This is a genomic window from Pseudoteredinibacter isoporae (assembly GCF_011602085.1).
GTDB lineage: Bacteria > Pseudomonadota > Gammaproteobacteria > Pseudomonadales > Cellvibrionaceae > Pseudoteredinibacter > Pseudoteredinibacter isoporae.
The window spans coordinates 1,972,916-1,994,000 of sequence record NZ_JAAONY010000001.1; the positions used below are offsets into that span (position 1 = coordinate 1,972,916).

General features: G+C 49.9%; 19 protein-coding genes. 14 read left to right on the top strand and 5 right to left on the bottom strand.

What is annotated here, in order from left to right:
• Positions 1–165 precede the first annotated feature (165 nt).
• The 12 genes from tilS (at position 166) to rpoS (ending at position 12,148) form a co-directional block, all read left to right on the top strand.
• Positions 166–1,572: a tRNA lysidine(34) synthetase TilS gene (tilS, locus tag G8768_RS08530; RefSeq protein ID WP_166848475.1), complete on the top strand. Its 1,407-nt coding sequence runs from the start codon at positions 166–168 to the stop codon at positions 1,570–1,572.
• A gap of 198 nt (positions 1,573–1,770) precedes the next feature.
• Positions 1,771–3,402, top strand: coding sequence for a CTP synthase (locus tag G8768_RS08535; RefSeq protein WP_166848472.1), 1,632 nt, complete (start codon positions 1,771–1,773; stop codon positions 3,400–3,402).
• Positions 3,403–3,410: 8 nt separating this feature from the next.
• Positions 3,411–4,268 (top strand): 3-deoxy-8-phosphooctulonate synthase, encoded by an 858-nt coding sequence (kdsA, locus tag G8768_RS08540; RefSeq protein ID WP_166848468.1) that lies wholly within the window; start codon positions 3,411–3,413, stop codon positions 4,266–4,268.
• A 62-nt stretch (positions 4,269–4,330) separates the two neighbouring features.
• Entirely contained in the window at positions 4,331–5,620 is a 1,290-nt protein-coding gene (gene eno / locus G8768_RS08545; RefSeq protein ID WP_166848465.1) for a phosphopyruvate hydratase, read from the top strand.
• Positions 5,621–5,786: 166 nt separating this feature from the next.
• A complete protein-coding gene (ftsB, locus tag G8768_RS08550) occupies positions 5,787–6,068 on the top strand; it encodes a cell division protein FtsB (protein WP_166853281.1) in 282 nt (93 codons plus the stop codon).
• Complete coding sequence (gene ispD, locus G8768_RS08555) at positions 6,065–6,769, top strand: 2-C-methyl-D-erythritol 4-phosphate cytidylyltransferase (protein ID WP_166848462.1); 705 nt, start codon at positions 6,065–6,067, stop codon at positions 6,767–6,769. Before ftsB ends, ispD begins: the two co-directional genes overlap by 4 nt.
• Before the next feature lie 48 nt (positions 6,770–6,817).
• Complete coding sequence (gene ispF, locus G8768_RS08560) at positions 6,818–7,312, top strand: 2-C-methyl-D-erythritol 2,4-cyclodiphosphate synthase (protein ID WP_166853277.1); 495 nt, start codon at positions 6,818–6,820, stop codon at positions 7,310–7,312.
• Positions 7,313–7,316: 4 nt separating this feature from the next.
• Positions 7,317–8,288: a tRNA pseudouridine(13) synthase TruD gene (truD, locus tag G8768_RS08565; RefSeq protein WP_341800987.1), complete on the top strand. Its 972-nt coding sequence runs from the start codon at positions 7,317–7,319 to the stop codon at positions 8,286–8,288.
• 136 nt (positions 8,289–8,424) lie between these two features.
• A complete protein-coding gene (locus G8768_RS08570) occupies positions 8,425–9,069 on the top strand; it encodes a protein-L-isoaspartate(D-aspartate) O-methyltransferase (protein WP_166853272.1) in 645 nt (214 codons plus the stop codon).
• Entirely contained in the window at positions 9,062–10,015 is a 954-nt protein-coding gene (locus G8768_RS08575; protein WP_208020095.1) for a DUF368 domain-containing protein, read from the top strand. Before G8768_RS08570 ends, G8768_RS08575 begins: the two co-directional genes overlap by 8 nt.
• 199 nt (positions 10,016–10,214) lie before the next feature.
• On the top strand, positions 10,215–11,051 hold the full coding sequence (locus G8768_RS08580; protein ID WP_166848457.1) for a peptidoglycan DD-metalloendopeptidase family protein: 837 nt from the start codon (positions 10,215–10,217) through the stop codon (positions 11,049–11,051).
• Between the two features lie 143 nt (positions 11,052–11,194).
• The gene (gene rpoS, locus G8768_RS08585; RefSeq protein ID WP_166848454.1) at positions 11,195–12,148 is read left to right on the top strand and encodes an RNA polymerase sigma factor RpoS; all 954 of its coding nucleotides are present in this window, start codon (positions 11,195–11,197) and stop codon (positions 12,146–12,148) included.
• A 165-nt stretch (positions 12,149–12,313) separates the two neighbouring features.
• Here rpoS and G8768_RS08590 read toward each other — a convergent pair whose 3' ends face one another.
• The 4 genes from G8768_RS08590 to G8768_RS08605 form a co-directional block, all read right to left on the bottom strand.
• Entirely contained in the window at positions 12,314–12,853 is a 540-nt protein-coding gene (locus G8768_RS08590; protein ID WP_166848452.1) for a histidine phosphatase family protein, read from the bottom strand.
• Positions 12,854–12,907: 54 nt separating this feature from the next.
• Complete coding sequence (fdxA, locus tag G8768_RS08595; protein WP_166848450.1) at positions 12,908–13,231, bottom strand: ferredoxin FdxA; 324 nt, start codon at positions 13,229–13,231, stop codon at positions 12,908–12,910.
• A 189-nt stretch (positions 13,232–13,420) separates the two neighbouring features.
• Positions 13,421–16,120, bottom strand: coding sequence for a DNA mismatch repair protein MutS (mutS, locus tag G8768_RS08600; RefSeq protein WP_243749379.1), 2,700 nt, complete (start codon positions 16,118–16,120; stop codon positions 13,421–13,423).
• Positions 16,121–16,592: 472 nt separating this feature from the next.
• Complete coding sequence (locus G8768_RS08605) at positions 16,593–17,495, bottom strand: LysR family transcriptional regulator (protein ID WP_166848448.1); 903 nt, start codon at positions 17,493–17,495, stop codon at positions 16,593–16,595.
• A 101-nt stretch (positions 17,496–17,596) separates the two neighbouring features.
• Between G8768_RS08605 and G8768_RS08610 the strand changes: the two genes are divergently transcribed.
• Positions 17,597–18,214, top strand: coding sequence for a DUF998 domain-containing protein (locus G8768_RS08610; RefSeq protein ID WP_166848446.1), 618 nt, complete (start codon positions 17,597–17,599; stop codon positions 18,212–18,214).
• Between the two features lie 311 nt (positions 18,215–18,525).
• Positions 18,526–18,879, top strand: a complete 354-nt coding sequence (locus G8768_RS08615; RefSeq protein WP_166848444.1) for a nuclear transport factor 2 family protein — start codon at positions 18,526–18,528, stop codon at positions 18,877–18,879.
• A 241-nt stretch (positions 18,880–19,120) separates the two neighbouring features.
• Here G8768_RS08615 and thrS read toward each other — a convergent pair whose 3' ends face one another.
• Positions 19,121–21,064: a threonine--tRNA ligase gene (gene thrS, locus G8768_RS08620; protein ID WP_166848442.1), complete on the bottom strand. Its 1,944-nt coding sequence runs from the start codon at positions 21,062–21,064 to the stop codon at positions 19,121–19,123.
• Positions 21,065–21,085: the final 21 nt, after the last annotated feature.

A 21,085-nucleotide genomic window follows, 5' to 3' on the forward strand; every position in this document is an offset into this window, starting at 1 on the left:
AACAAGCGCCCGCTGATTATGTTGGAGTATGCGCCGAATGGGTAAAATTGTACCTTGTCGTTCCGGCTTTATCACTTTCCACTTTTGCTATGTTGCGGGGCTTTGGGGTTTAATGCCTGCATTGGACCCAGTTGGGCGATTATGCGCTTTTGATGCACATCAGCTATGTCAGAAAAACAGCCTTTAAATGTTTTGGCAAATCATTGTTTGAGTCGTATTCAATCCCTATTGAGCACGGAGCAGTGGGGTGCTTGTCAGTCGGTGATCGTGGCCTATTCCGGTGGCTTGGATTCGACGGTGTTATTGCACGTGATGGCGCATCTTAGAGATTCTCGGGCTTTGGGAGGTAGAGCGCTCAAGGCGGTGCATGTTCATCATGGTTTATCCGATCTGGCGACGGAGTGGCAGAGGCACTGTGAGAGACAGGCCAGTGCCCTGGCGGTGGAGTTTCACAGTGCCAATTTATCAATGGACGATCAATTCATTAAGAATGCTGGTGGTATGGAAGCTGCGGCAAGAAAGGAACGCTATCGAGCCTTTGAACAGGTAATGAATGAGGGCGACGTTTTGTTGCAGGCCCATCATCAGGGTGATCAGGCGGAGACCCTGTTGCTGAGATTAATGCGTGGTGCAGGTCCGAAAGGCTTGGCGGGCATACCGGCTCGTCGAACCTTGACCAAGGGGCAGTTGGTGCGTCCATTGCTGGATCTGGAGAAGGAGGCACTACAGCACTGTGCGAGTGAATTGTCCCTTCGCTGGGTAGAAGATCCAAGTAATCAGGATATTCATATTGAGCGAAATTTTCTGCGTAAAGAGATCATGCCGCTTTTGGAAAATCGTTGGCCGGGCTTCGCGGAGCGATGGGCTGGCACGGCTGATCTTTGCCGGCAAAGCGATGAACAGCTCGAAGACTATCAGGCCCAGGGCCTGAATCACTGTGATTGGCGCTCGGAGCGCCTGGGATACAGTCTCTGCCTGCAAACTTTGAGGGAATTCCCTGAGGCTTCACAAAGCTTGCTGATTCGTTCGGCTTTATCCCGTATGAAACTCCCAATGCCCAGCCGAGCCCAACTGACGGAGTTAGACCGTCAGATTTTAATGGGTGGTCGACAGGACAGTGAGGCTATCGTTCACACTGGTGCTTGCAGTTTCGCCAGTCATAAGGGGCGCTTGTATTGCTGGCCCCAGAATGCGCTGCCCGAAGTTCTGCCCGAGCACTGGCAATCGGAGCAGCCCCTGCTTTTGGGAAATGGCTGGGAATTGCTGGCCAGAGAGGTCGACCCCAGCGAGCCAGGCCTGTGGTTGGCAGCGGAGCTGGAACTGAGAGGACGGGAAGCCTTTAAACGCGCCCATCCCTTATCGCGCCCTCATTCCCAGAGTACCAAGAAACTCTTGCAGGAGCAGGGCCTGGAACCATGGTTGCGTGGCCATATACCGTTTATCGCCTATCGGGGGCAGCTGTTGGCTGTGGGTGATTTGTGGGTTGAAAAGGCTGGTGCTGAGTGTTGCCAGGGCCTGCCTGGTGCCCGCTATTGCCAGCTAACCTGGCGTCATGTGGGGAGTGAGAAATAGCGCAAATCGCCCCAAGTCTTCAATTGAGTCCAGGGGGCTTTTCTGGTAATCTGGCGTCCCATCTTGAGAGCGTTCTTGAAACCCTGATAAACATGTATTGACCCTGGCCAGTTCACCGGGGGCTCATGTCTATTGCCGTTTCAAAGGCGATTCTCCATCCACTATTTCAATACTGACTGCAAACATCAGGGCTTTTGCATGACGCGTTTTATATTTGTTACTGGCGGGGTTGTCTCTTCATTAGGTAAGGGCATTGCCTCGGCGTCTTTGGCTGCCATCCTCGAAGCTCGCGGCCTGAGCGTAACCATTCTCAAGTTGGACCCTTACATCAACGTAGACCCGGGCACTATGAGCCCCTTCCAGCACGGCGAGGTTTACGTGACGGAAGATGGCGCCGAAACCGATTTGGATCTTGGGCACTACGAGCGCTTTATTCGCGGGCGTATGAGCAAGCGCAATAACTTCACCACCGGTCGCGTATACGAGACGGTTCTGAAAAAAGAACGTCGTGGTGATTACCAGGGCGGCACGGTTCAGGTAATCCCTCACATCACCAACGAAATCAAACGCCGCGTGATGGAAGGCGGCAAAGACGTTGATGTCGCGTTGGTAGAAATCGGCGGTACGGTCGGTGATATTGAATCCCAGCCTTTCCTCGAAGCGGTCCGTCAGCTGAAAGTTGAATTGGGCAGCAGCCGTGCGCAACTGGTTCATTTGACACTGGTGCCTTACATTGCAACGGCCGGTGAAACCAAAACCAAACCTACTCAGCACTCGGTAAAAGAATTGCGTACCATCGGCTTGCAGCCGGATGTGTTGCTGTGTCGTTCCGAGCGCATGATCGATCAGGATTCCTGCCGCAAAATCGCGTTGTTCACCAATGTTGAAGAGCGTGCGGTTGTGCCGCTGCCCGACGCCGATACCATTTACAGCATTCCGGGCCTGTTAAAGTCCCAGGGGCTGGACAACATTATTCTGGAGAAATTTGGCCTGGCTGATCAGCCCGAAGCGGATTTGTCCGAGTGGGATAAAGTGATCGATGGCAAGCTCAACCCCGAGCGCAGCGTTACCGTTGCCATGGTGGGTAAGTACATGGATTTGCTCGATGCCTACAAATCTCTGAACGAGTCTTTGGAGCACGCTGGTATTCACACTCGCACCAAAGTGAATGTGAATTACATCAATGCCGAAGACGTTGAAGAACAAGGTTTGGGCCTGCTGGATGGCGCTGATGCGATTCTGGTTCCCGGTGGTTTCGGTGAACGTGGTCTGGAAGGTAAATTAATGGCCGTACGCCACGCCCGTGAAAACAATATTCCTTATCTGGGTATCTGTTTGGGTATGCAGTCGGTGGTGATTGAATTTGCCCGCAATGTGCTGGGCCTGAAAAACGCGAACAGCACCGAGTTTGATAAAAGCACGCCAGACCCGGTAGTGGGTTTGATTACCGAGTGGATCAACGAGGAAGGCAGCGTCGAGCGTCGTGACGAAAACTCTGATCTGGGTGGCACCATGCGCCTGGGCGGTCAGGAATGTCGTTTGGAAAAATCCTCCAAGGTTGCCGAGATCTATGGCAGCGAGCTGGTTGTCGAGCGTCACCGTCACCGCTTTGAAGTGAACAACAATTACGTTGAGCGTTTGCAGAACGCCGGTTTGAAAATTGGTGGTTGGTCCGCGGACGACGAACTGGTGGAAGTGGTTGAGATTGAAGATCATCCCTGGTTTGTAGCGTGTCAGTTCCACCCGGAATTCACCTCGACCCCACGTGATGGCCACCCTCTGTTTACCAGTTATATTGAAGCGGCCAACAAAGCGGCAGGCAATAAATAAGGTTAGCTATGCAACAGCAAGTAATTGAGTTGCCGGGCCACGGCATAAAAGTGGCCAATGATTTGCCCTTCGTTTTGTTCGGTGGCATGAATGTGCTCGAATCTCGCGATATGGCCATGAGCATCGCCGAGCACTATGTAACGGTTTGCCAGAAGCTGGGTATTCCCTACGTATTTAAGGCGTCTTTCGACAAAGCAAATCGCTCTTCCATTCATTCCTTCCGAGGTCCGGGCATGGACGAAGGTTTGAAGATCTTTGCTGAAATCAAGCAAACTTTTAATGTACCGGTGATTACCGATGTTCATGAAGTGCATCAGGCAACACCGGTCGCCGAGGTTTGTGATGTGATTCAGCTACCGGCCTTTTTGGCGCGCCAAACCGATCTGGTGGAAGCCATGGCGAAAACCGGTGCCGTGATCAATGTGAAAAAACCTCAGTTCCTGAGCCCACCGCAAATGAAAAACATCGTGGAAAAATTCCGCGAGTGTGGCAACGAGCAGGTGATGTTGTGTGAGCGCGGCGCCTGCCACGGCTACGACAATCTGGTCGTTGATATGCTGGGTTTCGATACCATGAAAGAGGTGAGCAATGGCGCGCCCATTATTTTTGATGTGACTCATGCCTTGCAATGCCGTGATCCAATGGGCGCCGCTTCCGGTGGTCGCCGTTCCCAGGTTGCACAGCTAGGCCGCGCAGGTATGTCACTGGAACTGGGCGGTCTGTTCCTGGAAGCACACCCGAATCCTGACCAGGCCAAATGCGATGGCCCATCCGCCTTGCCGCTGGATAAACTGGAGCCATTCCTGGCCCAGATGAAAGCCGTTGATGACCTGGTTAAATCTCTGCCGAAACTGGATATCCAGTAGCGAGCCTGAAAACTTATTCGTTTAAAACTTGATACACACCTATAGCAGGAGCATCTTTAGCTATGACTAAGATTGTTGATATTAAAGCCTTTGAAGTACTGGATAGCCGAGGCAACCCAACGGTAAATGCCGATGTTGTTCTGGAAAGCGGCGTTGTGGGCAGCGCTTGTGCACCTTCCGGTGCCTCCACCGGAACCCGTGAAGCGTTGGAACTTCGTGACGGCGACAAAGGCCGCTACCTGGGCAAAGGTGTATTGAAAGCGGTTGCCAATGTAAACGGCCCGATTAAAGAACTGCTGGTGGGTATGGACGTCGCTGATCAACGTGGTCTGGACGAGGCGATGATCAAAGCAGATGGTACCGACAATAAAGCCAATTTTGGTGCAAACGCTATTCTGGCGGTTTCTCTGGCCGCTGCAAAAGCCGCTGCCGCCGACAAAAACATTCCTCTGTACCAACACATTGCCGATGTTAATGGCACCCCTGGTCAGTACAGCATGCCTGTGCCAATGATGAACATCATCAACGGTGGTGAGCACGCGGACAACAATGTCGATATTCAGGAATTTATGGTTCAACCCGTTGCGGCCAAAAGCTTCACCGAAGCTCTGCAAGTCGGTGCGGAAATTTTCCATCAGCTGAAAAAAGTACTGAGCGCAAAAGGTTTGAACACCGCTGTGGGTGACGAAGGTGGTTTTGCACCTAACCTGGCCTCGAACGCCGATGCTCTGGCCGTTATTAAAGAAGCGACTGAAGCGGCAGGTTACAAGCTGGGTGAAGATGTCACCCTGGCATTGGACTGCGCTGCGTCGGAATTCTACAAAGATGGTAAATACGATCTGTCCGGTGAAGGTAAAGTTTACGACGCCGCAGGTTTCAGTGATTACTTGGCCGGTTTGTGCGACGAGTATCCGATTATCTCCATCGAAGACGGTCAGGACGAATCTGACTGGGACGGTTGGAAATACCAGACTGAAAAACTCGGTGAGCGTGTTCAGCTCGTAGGTGATGATCTGTTCGTAACCAACACCAAGATTCTGAAAGAGGGTATCGATAAGTCCATTGCTAACTCCATCCTGATCAAGTTCAACCAGATCGGTTCTTTGAGTGAAACTCTGGACGCCATTAAAATGGCCAAAGATGCAGGTTACACGGCAGTGATTTCTCACCGCTCCGGTGAAACCGAAGACACCACCATTGCTGATCTGGCGGTGGCGACAGCGGCGGGTCAGATCAAGACAGGCTCCCTGTGTCGTTCCGATCGCGTTTCCAAGTACAACCGTTTGCTGCGCATTGAAGCTGAGCTGTCTGGAAAGGCACCTTATCGCGGCCGCGCGGAATTCAAAGCCTAAGCGTAAAGTTCTATTTTCGCTCTTCATCGGCCAGCTCGCATACGCGGGCTGGCCGATTGTGTTTTACGGCTATTCACAGTTTGCACAAAACTGTTTACCCTTACTGCCAATAAACGGTTCTCTAATACGCCTTTGAACACCATCAGGTACCCCGATTGTGAATGCCATTAAATGGATAAGCCTACTGCTACTGCTGCTCTTGCTTGGGTTGCAGTATCGCCTGTGGGTGGGCGAAGGAAGCCTGGCGCACATCGATCGTCTGGAGCGTGAACTCGAACAGCAGGAACAGACCAATGAGCGCCTGAAACAACGCAATAAGTTGTTGGAAATTGAGGTGGAAGCGCTGCGCAAAGGCAATGAAGCCATCGAGGAAAAGGCCCGCCGGGATATGGGAATGATCAAGGAAGGGGAGACTTTCTATATGGTTGTGGAGCCCAAGGATTCATGAGTGTGCGTTACTGGGCGGTGGTTCCCGCCGCTGGCATTGGCTCGCGTATGGCCAGTGATCGTCCCAAGCAGTACCTGCCCCTGCAACATAAAACCGTTATTGAACATTCCCTGCAGCATTTGCTTAGCCATGAGCGAATTGAAGCAGTGTATATCCCATTGGCTGAGCACGATGGATATTGGCCTGATCTGAGAATCAGCAGGCACCCCAAAATTAAGACCTTGTTGGGCGGCAAAGAACGAGCGGATTCCGTCTTGAATACGTTGACTGCGATGGCGGATGTTGCTGGTGATCAGGATTGGGTATTGGTGCACGATGCTGCGCGCCCCTGCCTGCGAAAACAAAGCGTTCACCTGTTGCTTGATACACTGAGTGGTGAAAGCCGTGGTGGCATACTTGCTAACCCGGTTAACGACACCATTAAAAAAGTGGCGAATGAAGACGAGATTCTCGAAACCGTTGATCGCCAGCAATTGTGGCAAGCGCAGACGCCTCAAATGTTTCGCTTCGGCTTACTGCGTGACAGTTTGCAGCGTGCGCTAGCCGCAGGTGTAAACATTACCGATGAAGCCAGTGCCGTCGAATGGGCTGGGCATTCAGCGAAAGTAGTTTGCGGGCCGAGTGACAACATTAAAATTACCCGCGCTGAAGATTTGCCTTTGGCGGAATTTATTTTGAGCCGTCAGAACGAATCTTGTTGAACAAGGTGTTCCTGACCAATTAAAAGAGGAGCCGGAGTGGCGACAGCAATCCGAGTCGGACAAGGTTACGATGTCCATGCCTTTGAAGACAGCGAGCCGTTCAAAAACCATATTGTCATTGGCGGTGTTCGCATCGATTACCAACGGGGTTTGAAGGCCCATTCCGATGGCGATGTGCTATTGCATGCACTTTGCGACGCGCTTCTGGGTGCTGCCGGGCTGGGTGATATCGGAAAGCACTTCCCAGATACCGACGCACAATACAAAGGCATTGATAGTCGTGAGTTGTTGCGTTTGGTGATTCGTAAACTGTCGGATTTGAACTACCAACTGGTCAATGCCGATTTGACCATCGTGGCGCAAGCGCCCAAGATGGCCCCTCATATTCCAGCCATGTGTGAACATATCAGTACCGATTGTGTCTGCGATCTTGACGCCATTAATGTTAAGGCGACGACCACCGAAAAGCTGGGGTTTGCCGGCCGTAAGGAAGGTATCGCTGCTTATGCCACAGTGCTCATTGAAAAAGGTACTGAGGTATAAAAACGTGACCGAACTGAATTTAAATTTTTCCTATGCCTATGGGGAACCCCTGGGTAATGCCGGTTTCCGTTGTGAGTACAGTGACTTCCAGGTTTATGAGCAGCTACCCAAGGCACCGGAAGGCGAGGGCGAGCACGTCTATTTATATGTTCGTAAAACCAATAACAATACCGCCTGGATAGCCAAGCAGCTCGCCAAAGCCGCCGGTATCCAAAATATGGATGTCGGTTACGCGGGGCTGAAAGATCGCCGCGCTGTAACGGAGCAGTGGTTCAGCCTGTACATGCCAAAGGGCAGCGAGCCCAATTGGCAGCAATTGGATATTCAAGGGGCCGAGGTGTTAACGGTCAGTCGGGGCCGCAGTAAATTGCGCCGGGGTGATCATGCGGATAATCGCTTTGTGATTCGCTTGCGCAACCCGAGCGCGCGTGTTGAGGACCTGGAAGCTCGCTTGAAATTATTGAGCCAGGGCGTACCGAATTATTTTGGCGAGCAACGCTTCGGGGCGGACGGTGGCAATTTACAGCGTGCCTCCCAATGGTTTGACGAAGGTGTGAGTATCCGCAACCGCCAGCAGAAGAAATTCATTGTGTCCGCCGCTCGTTCCTACCTCTTTAATCGTGTGTTAAGCGAGCGGGTTCAAAATCACAGCTGGCAGATGACCTTGGAAGGTGAGTGCTTACTGGAGGGTAAAGCCTCTGGCCCGATGTGGGGGCGGGGACGATTGGAATCGACCGCTGAGGTACTGGCTTTGGAAGAGCGCGTGCTGGCCCCTATGAGCAATTGGTGTGAACGACTGGAGCACCTGGGCTTGCGGCAGGACCGACGTGCTCTGGCCATGCAAGCCATGGATCTCAGTTGGCAGTGGCTGGAGGGCGACCTTGAGCTGCAGTTTAGGCTTCCGCCGGGGGCTTACGCCACCTCATTGCTGCGGGAATTATGTCATTTGGAGCAGCCCGAAATAGTCGAAGAGTAGGGCAACTATGGTATATTGCGGGGTTTAGCCGCCAGTACCTGCCGGGTGATTGATATAAGTCTCGGCGATTGATGTGAGCGGCGAGTGTGTTGAATAAGGACAGTGTGTGAACCAGAATTTACTGCAAGGCTTGGGGATGACCTCCCAGCGTACCCGAGAGCGCTTGGTGCAAAGACTGATGGACCAGGGCGTTTCCAATTGGGAAGTGTTGGATGTAATGCGTAACACCCCGCGCCATATCTTTCTGGATGAAGCGCTCTCACACCGCGCCTATGAAGATACGGCTCTACCGATTGGTTTCGGACAAACCCTGTCTCAGCCTTATATTGTTGCCCGCATGACCGAAATTCTGCTTGGTGCCGCTGGCAGCCTTGATAAGGTTCTTGAAGTGGGAACGGGCTCGGGTTTTCAAACCAGTGTGCTGGCTCAACTGGTCAAACAGGTTTACAGCGTCGAGCGTATTAAGCCCCTGCAGGACAAAGCCAAGCAACGCTTGCGTGATCTGGGCTTGCGTAATGTGCGTTTCAAGCATTCTGACGGCGGCTTTGGCTGGCCGGAGGTCGGTCCATTCAATGCCATTCTCAGCGCAGCCGCACCTCAAATAATGCCCAAAGAGCTTCTGGCTCAGTTGGCCCCTAATGGTGTCTTGGTGATTCCTATCGGCGGCGACAAGCAGGAGCTGCATCTGGTGATGCGCGATGGCGACAGCGAGAATTTCATTACCCAGGTACTCGAACCTGTTAAGTTTGTACCCCTGAAGTCAGGAACGATCGATGCCTGAGTTCGGCAACCGACGCAGTGCCAAGCAGTATGCGGGCCTGGTTGCCAAAGGGATGGCGATGGGAGCGGCCGATGTGGTTCCCGGTGTTTCCGGTGGTACCGTGGCTTTTATCAGTGGGATTTACACCGAGTTAATTGATTCCCTGCGTTCCATCAAACCCGGTTTGGTGATGACGTTATTTCGCCAGGGGCCTCTGGCGGTCTGGCGGGAAGTGAATGGCCCGTTCCTGGCCGCTGTATTCGGCGGTATCTTTCTTAGTGTCTTTTCCCTGGCGAAGCTGATCAGTGCGGCATTGACCCAATATCCAATCTTTATTTGGTCGTTTTTCTTTGGTTTGATTCTCGCGTCGGCGATTTTACTGTGGCGGCAGATATCCGAGCACAGTCTGGCGACAATGACTGCGCTTGTCTTAGGCGCTATCGCGGCTTATTCGGTGTCAAAACTGGGGGTGAATGAGCTGGAAGTTTCACCGCTGGTATTATTTGGCGGCGGGGCACTGGCCATCTGCGCGATGATACTGCCGGGTATTTCCGGTGGTTTTATTTTGCTGATGCTGGGTCTGTATCAGCCGGTGATTGATGCCATCAAGAACTTTGAAATTCTCAATCTCCTCTATGTTGCCGCTGGAGCTGGAATAGGCCTTGTCGCCTTTTCCCACGTATTGTCATTTCTGTTACATCGTTTTCGGGCGCTTACTATGGCCAGCCTGACCGGTTTCCTGTTCGGATCATTAAACTTAATCTGGCCCTGGAAGCACGTCATCAGCTCGCGAATCAACAGCAAAGGGATTGAGGTGCCACTGCTTCAGGAGAATGTGTTGCCGAGTCAATTTGAAACGCTGACAGGCATGTCATCACATTCCTTATTGGCGAGTTGTTTTTGCGCCGCTGGCTTGCTCTTAGTGATACTTTTGGAGAAATGGGGGCAGAAAGAGCAAAATTCCTGATCGAGAAAACGATCACCAAAAACGTTGTATCTCGGAAAAACGACTTTAGTTCCTGAATTTAACGACTTTTACTAGGGTGTTTTTAGATTGTTTTGTTATTGATTCATCTGTTTAATCACAGAAAATCATAATAATTTGCTAGAGTTCTGATAGTTGCAGTGACTTAAATCACAACTTTAGTATGAACTGGGGGAGAGCCATGAAGTTAGGGCTGTTCAATATATTGATCACTCTGCTTTTGCTTGCCTGCTCAACAGGCGGGCATATTGCCCCTATTCAAGAAAGAAAACAACCACCCAGTCAAAAAATTGCCCATCATGTGGTCAGCAAGGGAGAAACCCTTTATGCGATCGCCTGGCGCTACGGACTGGACGTCAAAACCATAGCTCAACGCAACGGTTTATCAAGCCCTTACACCATTTTCCCCGGTCAAAAGCTATCACTTTGGACAAGTAAACCGCGCTCCAAGCCGCCTCGCAAGGTCGCGAAATCAAATAAGAGTTCCCCAAAAACTGTTCCAAAATCCAGCAGCAGTAAACCTAAAAAACCGAAGGTGAAAACTAAAGCGGCGCCCAAGGTTGCTTCAGGCGCCACGAGTAAGCCGCGTTCAAAAACAAAAACACGAGCTCCGTCCAACAAGAAAAGCAAGACTCAGAAGCAAGCGGGGATTTCCTGGCGCTGGCCAGCTAAGGGGCGCTTACTCGCGCGCTTCAGCGGGCCAAACGGGCTAAACAAGGGTATTGATATTGCCGGGAATTTGGGAGAGCCTGTTGTCTCTGCCGCCGCTGGACGCGTAGTTTACGCGGGCAATGGATTGCGGGGTTATGGCTTGTTATTGATCATCAAACACAATGAACAATACCTTAGTGCCTACGCCCACAATAATAAATTGCGAGTGAAGGAAGGCGATATTGTTAAAGGCGGGCAGAGAATTGCCGACATAGGATCAAGTGGTGCTAATCGAATGAAGTTGCACTTCGAGATTCGAAAAAACGGCAAATCGGTCAACCCTTTAAGTTACTTACCAAAACGCTAATTGGGTTGATGTGGAGAGTTAAGACCAGCGTTGCCGAATAAACACCACAGGCACTGCTAGCGGCCCAGGGAGGGCGCATGCGAGTCTTAGGTGTGGAGCCAGATTCCACAAACACTAATTTGAAATAAGGTACAGGTATCGACATGGCAGTCCAGAATCAAGAATCACATGTTGGTAAAGCAGAGTCGGATCCTATTGTAAAGTCAGATGGCGGTGAGGCCTTAACCACCCTTCCACCAGATGAACGCGACAACAAGTCTTTTGATGCTACCCAGTTGTATCTCAATGAGATTGGTTTCTCCCCCCTGCTCAGTGCAGAAGAAGAAGTTTACTTCTCACGTTTGGCGCTGAAGGGCGATGAGGCAGCGCGTAAGCGCATGATCGAAAGTAATTTACGCTTGGTAGTGAAGATTGCCCGTCGCTACGTAAGCCGTGGCCTGGCGTTGCTGGATTTGATCGAAGAAGGCAACTTGGGCCTGATTCGAGCGGTTGAAAAGTTTGATCCGGAACGCGGTTTCCGCTTCTCCACTTACGCGACCTGGTGGATCCGTCAAACCATCGAACGTGCCATTATGAATCAGACGCGAACCATTCGCTTGCCGATTCATGTGGTGAAAGAATTGAATGTCTACTTGCGTGCAGCACGTGAATTGACACAGAAACTCGACCACGAGCCGAGCCCGGAAGAAATCGCTAAGCTGCTGGACAAACCCGTGGCCGATGTTGAAAAGATGCTGGGCTTGAACGAACGTGTGACATCCATCGATAACCCGGTGGGGCCGAGTTCCGAGAAAACCCTATCGGAAACCATTCCTGATCAGCACGTTTCCGATCCTTCCATGTTGTTGCAAAACAGTGATTTGCATCAGAACCTGGATTCCTGGCTGGATGAATTAACCGAGAAGCAGCGAGAGGTGGTTGCGCGTCGCTTTGGTCTGCGCGGTCATGAGACCAGCACGCTGGAAGAAGTCGGGCGAGAAATTGGTTTGACCCGTGAGCGTGTTCGTCAGATCCAGGTAGAAGCTCTAAAACGCCTGCGTGGTATTTTGGAGCAGCAGGGTCTGAATTCGGAAGCGTTGTTTGGCTCTCTTGGCTGAACCGTTACACGAAAGCTCCTGGGTTAAAAAGCCGCTTTTATAGCGGCTTTTTTATGGGCATTAATTAAGTGAAGAGCAGGGGTGGGCGGATTTGAATCACCAGGTTTCCAGGTTTCCAGGTTTCTAGGTTCCTGGCTTGGGATGGAAACTCCGCAGGCTGGTGAGTTACAGCACGAGGCTTTCGTCTTCAGCACCGGGGCTTATCAAGCGAATGGATTTGCCCTCGGTTTCAAATTCCCAGATGGAACAATAATCGGGTCGGCATTGCATAACGTGATCGTCTTTACGGGCGGCCGCGACCACCGCATTAATCACCACAAAATGACAGAAAATAATACCGTCTGATTGTTGGTAGAGTGCATCCAGAATGCCCCCTCTCCAGGCGTTTACCTGAGCTTCCTGCTCTGACCAGTTCTGCTTGAAAATCTGCCTCAACCAGCCGCCACGGTCCGCCAGACTGCGGTCGCCAGACGGAATCTCCGTGAAGCGAGAATCGATATCTATTTGAGTACCGGGCATGGCAATGCGGGCGGTTTCGCTGGCGCGTGCCTTGGGGCTGCTGAGGACAGAAAAGTTCGTATAGGGTGACAGAGCAGTCTGGATACTGGCCGCCTGATTCTGCCCGAGTTCACTCAGGCCCGGGTCGGTTTCTTCTCCCCAGTTGGCAGCGGCTTGTCCATGGCGAACTAATAAAATCTTACTCATAGGCATAAAAAAAGGGCCGGAACCGCTGGGGTTCTGGCCCTTTTATAGAATCTCTTAACGTTCGAGATACTGCAGTTTGTTTTCTACGCCGTCCCACTCTTCGGCATCGGCTGGGGCGTCTTTCTTCTCGGTAATGTTGGGCCAGACCTCGGCCAACTCCGCGTTCAGCTCAACGTATACCTCTTGCCCCTCGGGTACTTCATCTTCCGAGAAGATGGCGTCTACAGGACATTCGGGTTCACACAGGGCGCAATCAATGCACTCGTCGGGGTGAATGACCAAAAAGTTTGGGCCTTCATAGAAACAGTCTACCGGGCAGACCTCAACGCAATCTGTGTGCTTACACTTCACACAGTTGTCGGCAACGATAAATGTCATGCTAGCTCCTTAATTATGCTTAGGCTAATCCGGCTCTTGTCGGCCTTTTTACAAATCGGCGCGCATTTTAGCAGTATTTTGTGCCGCTTTGTTGGTTCAATTCGGTCTAATTATAGACACATTTGATCTACTTGATTCAGAACAGTACAAAATTTAGCGAACTAAGAATCACTTAGATTTACGGGGCGTTTATACCATCGATTTCAAGCGGTAAAGCGCTTCGAGTGCCTGACGAGGGCTTAAATCATCCGGGTTTAAATTCGACAGAGCATCAACTGCAGCGTGACTGCTGGCAAACATATCCGACTGTAATGGATTTGGATCGACAGCGTTGTTTGTCTCTGCTGGAATAGCCTCGGTTACGAGGTTTACCGAATCAATACCGGAATTTTCCTCAACCTTTACATCAGTGGGGGCATTGTCAGCGACAGCCGTTTGTAATTGATGATTTGAATCGGCTTCCAGAGCGGCCAGTTGCGCTTTCGCTTCATTGAGTACTGCTGCTGGAATGCCCGCCAGTTTTGCAACTTGAATACCGTAACTTTGGCTAGCGGGGCCTTCTTCGATGTTGTGCAGAAAAATAATGTTATCGTTATGTTCGGTTGCAGACAGATGCACATTCGCCACGCTGTTGAGCGTTTCGGGTAATTGAGTTACCTCAAAATAGTGCGTTGCAAATAAGGTAAAGGCGCGCACCATGCTGGCCAGGTGTTGGGCGCAAGCCCAGGCTAAAGATAGGCCATCGAAAGTGGAGGTGCCACGGCCAATTTCATCCATCAACACCAGACTGTGTTCCGTGGCGTTGTGAAGAATATTGGCGGTTTCGGTCATTTCAACCATAAAGGTTGATCGACCACCCGCAAGATCATCCGAAGAGCCAATGCGCGTAAAAATCTTATCAACCAAACCAATGTTCGCGGATTGCGCAGGAACAAAGCTACCAATTTGTGCGAGCAAAACGATCAATGCCGTCTGACGCATATAGGTCGACTTACCACCCATGTTCGGACCGGTGACGATCAGCATTCGGCGTTCATTGTGAAAATTAACATCGTTCGGAACAAAAGGACCGTCAAGAACCTGCTCGACAACTGGATGGCGACCCTGTTCGATTTCGATACCGCTTTCTTCTTTGAGTGTTGGGCGTACCAGGCTGAGTTGATCGGCGCGCTCGGCCAGGTTATTCAGAACATCCAATTCAGCAACCGCTGCGGCGGAATCTTGCAGCGTCAGCAAATCTTGATTAATGATTTCAACCAGCTCTTCATATAAGGCTTTTTCGCGAGACAGGGCGCGCGATTTTGCAGACAGCGCCTTGTCTTCAAATTCTTTCAGTTCCGGCGTAATAAAACGCTCGGCATTTTTTAAGGTCTGTCGACGAATGTACTCCGCCGGCGCGGATTCAGCCTGGGCTTTTGAGATCTCGATAAAGTAACCATGAACCCGATTGTAGCCAACTTTTAATGTGGCAATGCCAGTGCGCTCGCGTTCCTGGGTTTCCAAATCGATAAGAAATTGCCCGGCGTTATTGCTGATGTTACGTAACTCATCCAGCTCGGCGTCGTAACCTTCAGCGATCACGCCACCATCGCGAATCACCACGGGTGGGTTTTCTACAATGGCTTTGTTCAGCAGATCAAGCAGTTCAGGGAATTCTGAAATTTGTGTGGCGAGACTTTTCAAGCGTGGTGCATTAAGTTCACTCAACTGCTGTTGAATTTGCGGGTAGCAAGCCAAAGAACTTAACAAGCGAGAAAGATCACGCGGACGTGCAGAGCGCAAAGCAACACGACCTAAAATACGTTCCAGATCGCCAATATTTTTCAGCTGTTGTTGCAGCAATTCGTAACGATAACCATCCTGTAGCTGAGCAATGGCTTCCTGGCGCTGTTGCAGAGTTTCCAAATCGCGAAGTGGGCGATGCAGCCAGCGACGCAACAAGCGACCACCCATAGCGGTGCCAGTTTGATTAAATACTTCGTAGAGCGTGTTGTCCTGCTCGCCATTGAGGTTGCAGTCCAACTCCAGGTTTTTACGGGTGGAAGCGTCCATCGCTACGGCCTGATCCCTATCCTCCGCACGAATGGAGCGGATATGGGGCAGGGCGGTGCGTTGAGTTTCCTGGGCATAGGCAAACAGACAACCTGCAGCTGCAATCGCCAAAGGCAGGTGGCTACAACCAAAGCCGCTGAGGTCCTTGGTTTCAAATTGCTGATTCAATAATCGCTCAGCGGTTTCCAACTCAAACTCCCAAGGTGCGCGGCGACGCAGGCCCGGGCGCTGGGACCACATCGGATTATCGGCCAGCTCTTCGGCGACAAGAAGCTCGGCAGGATTCAAACGTTGAATCTCACCTTGCAGGGCATCGTCGCCATCAACCTGAAGGACCCAGAAGCGGCCCGCGCCGATATCCAGTGCGGCAATTCCATAGTGAAACTCACTGCGATCTTCACTGGGTTCTGCATGAATAGCGACCAACAGATTGTCCTGGCTGCCGTCCAAAAGCGCTTCATCACTGATGGTGCCTGGTGTAACAATGCGTACTACTTTGCGCTCAACTGGCCCCTTACTGGTCGCTGGGTCGCCGATCTGCTCACAGATAGCAACTGACTCGCCCGCCCGCACTATCTTGGCGAGATAGTTATCCGCCGCATGGAAGGGAATCCCCGCCATGGGAATCGGATCGCCACCCGATTTGCCTCGCGCCGTCAGTGTCACATCCAGCAAACGAGCCGCCTTCTTGGCATCGTCATAAAACAGCTCATAGAAATCGCCCATACGGTAAAACACCAGCTCATTCGGATGCTCAGCCTTGATCTTCAGGTACTGCTGCATCATGGGGGTATGGGTAGGTTTGGCGGCGCCGGATTTGGAAGTGCTTTTGGTCATTAAAATAGCTTTAGTTTATATAAATCAATGGGTTACAGATCCCTTGCTGTCTCTAGGCTCTTATATGAAGCCAAGAAATATCGAGCAAAAGTGTCGCAAACAGTACTTTTGTTTGGTTTTTTGTGGCTTTGCGCGACGAACAAAAGGCAGCGAATTGCGAGCAGTGCAGCATACCAAAAGTGCTTGTAAACGACTATCAGTTAAGGCTTTAGAAGCTATGAAACCCGGGTGCAAGTCTTTTTATATCTTCAGGAGTACATTGTGGATGAGTGTGTTAATGGGATACGTGTTCCTGGCGCGAGAAAGAAAAAAGTAGATTGAGACTCGATGAACACTTGAGGTGGATGTTGTTCAATCTATAGACCACCTCATGGCTCAAGAAGTTACCCGTAAAATGATCGTAGAGCATGTATGTCGATTGTTCGTCGAAGCACTCAGGAGAAATAATGTCCTAGATGGAATAATCCTCTTGTTACTCAGGAAGGAGGGTGTTTGCAGCCTCTTGTGTGAATTCAATGAAAGTTTTCACATAGTCAGGTCGATGCGTTCTGCTTGGGTATACCGCATAAACCGTTTTTTCATCAAAGAATTTATAATTTTTAAATAGCGGAATGAGTTCGCCGCTGTCGACTTCTTGCTGGATGCTCACTTCAGGTAAACACGCTAAGCCTAGCCCATCCATGCAACCAGTCTTAAGTACAAATGTATTATTGCTTGAAAACTTATCTATAACGGTAATCTTTTCTTCGATCTGTGTTTGCCTGTTAAGGGCTGTGAGAGTCGTAGAAGTGTTTGTATAACTTAAGAAAGGTATGCCTTTTAGGCTTCGTATATTAGTTGGTACGATGGAATGTTTCTGAATAAAGCCTGGGCTTGCGCACAGGATCATATTGGTAGAGAAGAGTTTTTGTGCAACTAGACCTGAGCTTTTTAGGGGACCAACCCTTATGGCAATGTCGACATCCTGCTTAAATAGTTCTGCATGTTTATTATCCAAATCCAGTTCCAGCTTAATATCGGGATATTCGTTGATAAAGCGGGTAAAGCATCTGGACATCAGGTCTATGCCTAATGTTAGGGGGAGGGAGACCTTCAATATGCCCGACATAGGGCCAGTTTCTCTTGAGAGGGTTTGCAGGGCGTGTTTCATAGACTTTACTTCTTGACTGCAGGCTCTGACCAATTCTTCCCCCTTTGCTGTGAGTTTCAGAGACCGCGTATTACGTTCGAATAAACGCGCACCTAATTGGTTTTCAAACTCACTCACCCTCCGACTAATCGTGCTGGACGGTATTTCCAATGCTTTGGAGGCCGAGATAAAACTACCATTCTCAGCGATAGCTACCACTACCGCGATATCATCATAATTCAACATATTGATTCGCAATCGGGATAATCCTTCCCGTTTTTATTGGTTATTAATGTCAATATGGGATGATAGTATGAAGTACAACGGATTTAAACGGTCGACAACGAATGTTATTTAGTCTGAATCTATTAGGGATAGTCAGTGTTGCTTACTTGGTGTTAGGGGTGTTCGTTACTAGTAAGTTCTATCCTGGCTATAGTCACTCGAAGCAATTTATGAGTGAGTTGGGTGCGAGTGGTAGCCCAACTCAACAACTTTCTCCGATCATAAATAACTATCCTTTGGCGCTGATGTTTTGCGCTTTTGGGTGGTCGATCCTGTTGAAAAGTGAGGAGGATTTTACAGAGCAGCTAGTCGGTGCCAGCATCATTATTCATGGTCTCGCAACAGCGTTTGCTGGCCTCTTTCCGATGGACCGGGACCCGTACACCCCTAAAGCGAGTCTTCGTGGTCAGATTCACGGTTTGGCTGGAATGTTTGTCATGATTTCTTTAATTGTAGCGCCTTGTTCAGTGTTGTTTTCAGGAAGTTACTCAATCGTTTTTAAAGTCTTTTCAATCGTGTGTGTCTTGCTTACATTGCTTTTTCTAGCGTTGATGATAAAGGCTTACAAGAAGCGAAAACTCAGTGGGCTATTTCAGCGGCTATGTTATGGTTCGCAACTCGTCTGGCTCGCGGGACTATCGGTCCGCAATGAAATGCTTTTAACACTTATAAATTCTTAGATCAGGATCAAACGAGGTTGCGAATCACAAAGCTAGAAATGGTTATGCCTTTTCGCAAATATTATGTGGTGATATTCAAGGCTAGTTAACGAATTTGACTGCTTTATCGAGTTAATCAGGAAGACTCATTTCTATTGTCGAGTTATATCTACCAATGTTGGCTTCTACAGATTGATGTTTGACCCCGCAGCCTGAGTATTTTGATTTCAATCAACCTATTAGGCCCCTTTCGGATTCTTTCAGTTTGAGCGCCTTATGGGCCCCCTTATGTTATCGTTATCTGAGCGATTAACCTGGTCGGAGCAAATAACATGATAGAGATAAAAAGCCCAGCAGTAGAGCAATGGTTTGAATGCTGGAATTCGGGCAATATTGAAGATCTGCCTATTGCTGATGATTTTACGCATACCAGCCCATTTGGCACCATCGAAGGTAAAAAGCGTTACCTTGAAATTGTCGCCAAAAATAAGCAGGACTTTTTAGGTAATACCTTGATCGTAACAAAGCAAATCACCGAGGGAACTCATGTTTGTGTTCAATTTGAGCAGAGCAATAAAAACACTGGCTTGGAAATGACGGTGTGTGAGTGGTACGAGTTGGAAGGCGATGTTATCAAGTCCATTCGCTCTTTTTATAATATTGGTAACGCCGAGATTACCGGTTAATCGTTCTGGAAAATTGATGCGCTTTATTCAGAGAATTAAGGTAAAACCTTAGCCCCGTTTTCCAATAGCCGTTGACGTATGATTGATCGGTGGCAACGGGCTTCATTCTCACATGGCGCTTGGTAAAGGTGAAGATAGATTCTTTGACGTACAACGACATCGCATAGGTCACTGTACGCCAAAAAGATTAATGGAGATTTGAAGGACGTGTTATCTTGCTATAGAAGGCATTTGAAGTCGCTTATTTAACCGTATTATCAGGTGAGCGACAGGCTTCGCTCAGGTAAGCCAATGCACTATCGATATTTTCATGATTAACGCTGCTTCCATCCAATAAACGAAGGTTAACCTGTCCGGTTTCGGCTTCATTCGCCCCCACAATTGCCATATAAGGGATCTTCTTGAGTGTGTTCTGTCGAATCTTGTATCCGATTTTTTCATTGCCCAGGTCGGCGGTGGCACGTAAGCCGGCACGTTTAAACGACGCGCATAGTTGTTTGGCGTAATCGTTGGAGGCATCCGTAATGGTTAACACCACGATTTGAGTTGGTGCTAACCAGGCTGGGAATTTACCTTCGTAATGCTCAATCAATATGCCGATAAAGCGTTCAAGGGAGCCAAACAAGGCTCGGTGAAGCATCACTGGCGCTTTGCGGCTTCCCGACTCATCGACATACTCCAGTGAGAAACGAGAGGGCAGATTCATGTCAACCTGAAGAGTTCCGCATTGCCAGTCTCGGCCGATGGCATCCCGTAATACAAATTCCAACTTCGGTCCGTAAAACGCGCCTTCTCCGGGATTTAGCTGGTAATCAAGATTCAGGTTGCGTAGCGATTCGACCAGAGCGGCTTCGACGATATCCCAGGTTTCGTCGTCACCCATGCGGCTTTCAGGGCGAGTGGAGAGTTTGATGGAGACGTTTTCAAAGCCAAATTGTTGGTAGATGTCCAATACCAGATGGATAATGTTGGTGCATTCATCTTGCATTTGTTCGGGCGTACAATAGATGTGAGCGTCGTCTTGGGTGAAATGACGAACCCTGAGCAGACCATGCAGAGAACCGGACGGTTCATAGCGGTGCACTTTACCAAACTCCGCCATGCGGATGGGAAGGTCGCGATAGCTTTTCAGGCCGTGGTCATACATTAACACACTGCCAGGACAGCTCATGGGTTTGAGTGCCAGAGTTTTGTCATCGGCGGTGTCAGTGGTGTACATATGTTCCTGATAATTTTGCCAATGGCCGGAGGTTTCCCATAGACCTCGATCCATCATATCCGGTGTATTTACTTCGATGTAATCCGCTTCCTGTTGACGGCGGCGCATGTAGTTAATCAGGGTCTGAAACAGGGTCCAACCTTTGCTTTGCCAGAATACGGCACCAATGGCATCTTCGTGAAAGTAAAAAAGCTCCAGGTCCTTGCCGAGTCGGCGATGGTCACGTTTTTCTGCTTCCTCCAGCATGTTCAGGTAGGACTTCAGCTCCTTTTTGGTCGCCCATGCAGTCCCGTAAATTCGCTGCAGTTGTTCATTGTTGGCATCGCCACGCCAATAGGCGCCGGATATCTTGGTGAGCTTTATATGTTCCAGAAAACGAGTGTTGGGCACGTGAGGGCCGCGGCACATATCGATATATTCTTCATGAAAATACAAGGCAAGATCTTCATTTCCGTCGATATCTTCAATCAATTTGAGTTTGTAGCTTTCTTCGCGTTGTTCGAAGGTTTCGATCACTTGCTTACGTGGCAACACTTTCTTAATGACATCGTAGTGTTTGGCGACCAGTAGCTTCACTCGTTGCTCGATAGACTCCAGATCATCTGATGTAAATGGTCGTTCATAGGCTATATCGTAATAGAATCCGTTGTCGATGACGGGGCCGATGACCATTTTGGCGCTTGGGAAAAGTTGTTTGACAGCATGGCCAATCAAATGGGCACAGGAGTGGCGAATAATATGAAGCCCGTCGGCATCCTTTGCGGTAATGATTTTTACGGATGCATCATGTTGGATAAGGTCGCAGGCATCAGCAAGCTTGCCGTCGACTTCTCCCGCGATGGTAGCTTTTGCCAAGCCGGTGCCGATGCTTCTGGCAACATCCATAACCGTCGGGTTTTCGGGAAATTCTTTTGTTGATCCATCGGGTAGGCTAATAGTAACGGGATGACTTGATGAAGTGTTCATAGTGAGTGTCGGTTGTCGTTT